Annotated in this window: 3 protein-coding genes; 1 reads left to right on the top strand and 2 read right to left on the bottom strand. The window is 34.1% G+C overall.

Annotated elements, in window-relative coordinates; genetic code table 11:
• Positions 1-264: 264 nt before the first annotated feature.
• Positions 265-3,060 (bottom strand): excinuclease ABC subunit UvrA, encoded by a 2,796-nt coding sequence (uvrA, locus tag ABY285_RS12210; protein ID WP_372770454.1) that lies wholly within the window; start codon positions 3,058-3,060, stop codon positions 265-267.
• A gap of 270 nt (positions 3,061-3,330) precedes the next feature.
• Between uvrA and ABY285_RS12205 the strand changes: the two genes are divergently transcribed.
• On the top strand, positions 3,331-3,915 hold the full coding sequence (locus ABY285_RS12205) for an RNA polymerase sigma factor (protein WP_372770452.1): 585 nt from the start codon (positions 3,331-3,333) through the stop codon (positions 3,913-3,915).
• A 236-nt stretch (positions 3,916-4,151) separates the two neighbouring features.
• Here the strand turns inward: ABY285_RS12205 and nth are convergent, their stop codons facing one another.
• On the bottom strand, positions 4,152-4,787 hold the full coding sequence (gene nth, locus ABY285_RS12200; RefSeq protein WP_372770450.1) for an endonuclease III: 636 nt from the start codon (positions 4,785-4,787) through the stop codon (positions 4,152-4,154).
• Between the last annotated feature and the right edge of the window lie 118 nt (positions 4,788-4,905).

Genomic DNA, 4,905 nt, shown 5'->3' with positions numbered 1-4,905 from the left:
TTGCAATGAATTTAAACAAAAACGCTGAGGCAAAAATTAGTTTTGAGCGCGCCATAAAATTGTTTCCCGAATTTGTGTTGGCAAAAAGCAAGCTTGAAACTTTGAATGCTGAGAAAAAGGAGTAATTTTTAACCTATAAGTCATAAAGTTTGGAGAGCCTAAAGTGCCTTTTCGCTTTTGCCTTATTGTTTACTGTTTAATCGTGTAATTCGTAATTGGCTAATTAACTAATTGCCTTTTTTTGTCTTGCGGTTTTTTCTATTACTATTGCCTATTGCCTTTTAACTTTTCAGCCAAATAAGGTGCGGTATAAGAATTTTTGCATTTTATGAGATCTTCCGGTGTTCCCTGAAAAATAAGTTCACCCCCAAGTTTTCCGCCTTCTTTGCCCAAATCAATCACGTAATCGGCGCATTTTATTAAATCGATATTGTGTTCAATCACAATAATGGAATGTCCGTTTTCAATTAAGGCATTAAAGGATTTCAACAGCTTTTTAATATCATGAAAATGCAGGCCTGTTGTAGGTTCATCAAATATAAAAAGCGATTTATCCTGTCGCGTTCCTTTCACTAAAAAGGAAGCCAGTTTAATCCGCTGCGCTTCACCTCCTGAAAGGGTAGAGGACGATTGTCCCAAAGTAACATAGCCCAGTCCAACATCTTGTAAAGGCTTTAATTTTTTGGCAATTTTTGTTTCATTATGTTTTGTAAAAAAGGTTACAGCATCATCAATGGTACTGTTTAAAACATCATTTATGGATTTTCCCTGATAGATAACCTGCAACACTTCTTTCTTGAATCGTTTTCCTTTACAGGCTTCACATTCTAAATGAACATCGGCCATAAATTGCATTTCAATAGTTACTTCACCGTCACCTTTACATGCTTCACATCTGCCGCCTTCTACATTAAAAGAAAAATGTTTTGGCTGGTAGTTTCTGATTTTTGATAATTTTTCCGAAGCAAATAATGTTCGAATGTCATCAAAAGCTTTTACATAGGTTACCGGATTTGAGCGACTTGAGCGACCTATTGGATTCTGGTTGATAAACTCAATATTTTCTAAGGTATTTACGGCACCTTTTAATTCGGTAAACTGTCCAACTTTTTCTCCGTAACCGCCCAATTGTTTTTGAATAGCCGGATATAATATTTTGCCGACCAAAGTGCTTTTTCCACTTCCTGAAACTCCGGTAACCACCGTTAAACTGTTTAATGGAAAAGTAACATTGATATTTTTTAAATTGTGTTCACGGGCACCAATAACTTCAATGGTTTTGTTGGATTTTCTTCGGACCTTGGGTACTTCAATTTTTAACTGATGATTTAAATATTTTGCAGTCAATGAATCGGATTTTAAGATTGCTGAATAATTTCCTTCAGCCACAATCTCACCACCTAAAGTTCCTGCTTCAGGTCCTATATCAATAATAAAATCGGCGGCTTTCATAATGTCTTCATCATGTTCAACCACAATAACGGTATTTCCCAAATTGCGCAAATCCTTCAACACTTTGATCAGCCGTTCCGTATCTTTTGGATGCAATCCGATGCTTGGCTCATCTAAAATATACATAGAACCAACCAAACTGCTTCCCAGAGAAGTAGCCAGGTTAATACGCTGACTTTCACCACCAGACAAGGTTGTGGAAGTTCTGTTTAGGGTTAAATAACTTAAGCCCACATCATTCAAAAATTGCAATCTGTTGTTGATTTCAACGAGCAATCGTTTGGCAATTTGCTGGTCGTAAACATTTAAGGCAATATTTTTAAAGAAATCGGCCAGTTCATTCAATGGTAAATCGACCAATTCACTAATGTTTTTGTTAGCAATCTTAATATTGTTGGTTTCATGCCTTAGTCGCTTTCCGTTACAAACCGCACATTTTGTTTTTCCGCGATAGCGGGAAAGCATTACCCGATATTGAATTTTATAGCTTTTTTCTTCCAACTGATTGAAAAAAAACTGGATGCCTCTAAAGGATTTGTTTCCATTCCAAATTAGTGATTTTTGTTCCTCTGAAAGTTGAAACCAAGGTTTATGAATAGGGATATCAAATTTATAAGCGTTATCAATCAAATCGTTTTTGTATGGTGCAAAGGAATCTGATTTCCAAGGAAAAATTGCATCTTCATAAATAGATAAGGAGGTGTTTGGAATAACCAAATCATCATCAATACCAATAACATTTCCGAAACCGTCGCAGGCCGGACAAGCACCATAAGGATTGTTAAAACTGAACAGATGCGTGTTTGGCTCTAAAAATTGGATGTCGTCCAATTCAAACTTATTGTTAAAAACTGTTTGTTTTTTGGCTTTTACATCTTCAATAATACATTCTCCACTTCCTTCAAAAAAAGCTGTTTGTACAGCATCACCCAATCGGTTATAAAAATCTTCATTATCCTGAACCACAATTCTGTCAATCACCAAATAAAAATCGTGTTCGATCTCCGAGTCAACATCTTCAATTCTAATAACTTCGCCCTTGTATTTTATTCTTGAATAGCCTTGCTGCGCCAAAATTTTCAAGGTTTGCAAAAGACTCCTTTCTTTCGGAATATGCACGGGAGCCAACAGCAATAATTTCGTATTTATTTCTAAACTTTTAATGTAATTGATGACATCGGTTACGGTCTGTTTTTTTACTTCATTTCCAGAAACAGGGGAATAGGTTTTACCGATTCTGGCAAATAACAGTTTTAAATAGTCGTAAACTTCTGTTGAAGTACCAACGGTTGAACGAGGATTGGTGGAATTTACCTTTTGTTCAATGGCAATGGCGGGTGAAATGCCTTTTATATAATCAACATTAGGCTTGTTCAATCTTCCTAAAAACTGACGCGCATAAGACGATAAACTTTCTACATATCGGCGCTGGCCTTCGGCGAATAAAGTATCAAAAGCAAGGCTCGATTTACCTGAACCAGAAAGTCCGGTAATCACCACCAACTTATTTCTTGGAATGGCAACATCAATATTTTTTAAATTATGAAGTTTTGCTCCTTTAATGAGTATATTTTCCTTCGGACTTAGTGCAGCAATATTTTGAGTCATTTTCCTAAAAAACTGAATAATTGCAAAGGTACTTACAAAATTTTAAAATGAACCAAAAGCGTATTTGTATTCCTTAAAAAATCAGCAAAATAAATAGTTCAGTTTTAGCGTTTGCATTAAATTTTAATTTTATTCAAAAAAAATTGTATTTCTTAAAATAAATGCTCATATTTGTTATATAAATCAATAAAAAAACGCTTATTCCACAACTTTACTTTTTATAAAATTAGATAAATACACAATTAACAAACCCCTTAATGTATTTAAATTATGGAAAGTAAAACTATTCTTGACAGCGTTCTTGTCAACAATTACATCAATGGAAATGAAAAATCGTTAGAGGTTTTAATAATTCGTCATAAGCAACGAATTTTTAGCTTTATTATGTCTAAGGTCTCAGACAGGGAAGTCGCCGAAGATGTTTTTCAAGACACATTTATTAAAGTTATAAACACCTTAAAAAGAGGTGCTTATAATGAAGAAGGTAAGTTTTTACCTTGGGTGATGCGTATCGCGCATAACTTAATTATAGATCATTTCAGACGAAATAAAAGACTGCCTAAATTTAACAACACTGACGATTTTGATATTTTTGATGTGTTGAGCGATGAAATGTTATCTGTGGAAAATCAGATTATTAAAAATCAAATTTTAGATGACGTACGAAAATTGGTTGAGGAATTGCCCGAAGACCAAAAAGAAGTGTTGCTAATGCGCATGTATAAAGACATGAGCTTTAAGGAAATAGCAGAAAATACCGATGTGAGCATCAATACCGCATTGGGCAGAATGCGCTACGCTTTAATAAATTTAAGAAAATTAATTGAGAAGCACAATATTATTTTAGTAAACTAAACAAGAACACAATAAAGGTAAAGTTTTATCGTTTAAGTAGTATAAACCAACTATTTATGATGAAACTTTACTCTAAAAAGTCTCCGATGATGGAGCAGCCAAGACCTGAAATAATTCAATATTTGCTATACTACTCTAATCAAATGAGGGTAGTAAAAACCAACGAAAACAATTATATTGAATTACATTTGAATTAATGTTTTTTTTAACCCATTTTTTAACCAAAAATGGGTTTTTTATTTTAAAACAGATTTTCTTCCTATATTTTTTGTGATGATATCTTTTTCTAAATTAAGACCTCTTGCAGGAGAATATTCCCGTCCATAATAAATAATTTGTAAATGCAATTTATTCCATAGTTCTTCAGGGAATAATCTTTTGGCATCTTTTTCGGTCTGAACTACATTTTTCCCATTGGTTAAATTCCACCGATACATTAAACGATGAATATGGGTATCTACGGGAAAAGTAGGAATACCAAAAGCCTGGCACATGACCACACTCGCTGTTTTATGTCCAACTGCAGGAAATTCCTCTAAAGCTGCAAAATTTTGAGGTACTTGTCCGCCATGCTTTTCAATTAGTATTTTTGACAACCCGTAAATTCCCTTAGCTTTCATAGGCGATAAACCAACAGGTTTAATTATTTCCCGAATTTCTTCTACCGAAAGTTTTACCATATCATAGGGATTGTCGGCTTTAGCAAATAATTTTGGCGTAATTTTATTGACACCAACATCGGTACTTTGCGCCGATAACAAAACAGCAATTAATAGCGTATAAGGATCTTTATGGTGCAGCGGTATTTGCGGATTCGGATATAATTTTTCGAGCGTATCAATTACAAATTGAACTTTTTCGGCTTTGGTCATTTTTAGTATCTTTACAAAAAGCTAAAATACAAATTATGACAACATTAAAAATAGGCGATGCCGCACCAAATTTTGAAGCACTTGACCAACAGGGAAATACCATAAAACTTTCTGATTA

Source organism: Lutibacter sp. (genome assembly GCF_041555395.1).
Taxonomy (GTDB): Bacteria; Bacteroidota; Bacteroidia; order Flavobacteriales; family Flavobacteriaceae; genus Lutibacter.
The sequence above is the reverse complement of the archived record's forward strand: the minus strand, read 5'-3'. Positions and strand labels throughout refer to the sequence as shown.